Raw genomic sequence first — 249 nt, 5'->3', positions numbered from 1 at the left:
ACCATTAATTAACATAAGGGTTAATAACCATTTTAAAATGGCGGCGGAGAAAGGCGAGTTTACGCAGCTTCTCTCAGAAGAACTTGAAAGGCAGTTAAAGGGACGGGTATATTTACTTCCGCCTTATACATATGTTGATAGAAATGAAATAACCGTTCAAGGGCTTAAGGATTTGCGGGAAGAGCTGATAACGGAATTTCCGCATGTTGTCCTGCTCACATCTGACGAAAGTTGGAGAGCTGAGGAGGC

1 protein-coding gene is annotated in these 249 nt (G+C 42.6%); it reads left to right on the top strand.

Annotated elements, in window-relative coordinates; genetic code table 11:
* On the top strand, positions 1-249 hold a 249-nt coding region (locus SB660_RS22595; RefSeq protein ID WP_410584733.1), incomplete at both ends, for a DUF2487 family protein.

Source organism: Bacillus sp. SIMBA_005, assembly GCF_046535585.1.
In the GTDB taxonomy this organism is placed as follows: domain Bacteria; phylum Bacillota; class Bacilli; order Bacillales; family Bacillaceae; genus Bacillus; species Bacillus pumilus.
This window is presented reverse-complemented; position numbering and strand designations above follow the sequence as displayed.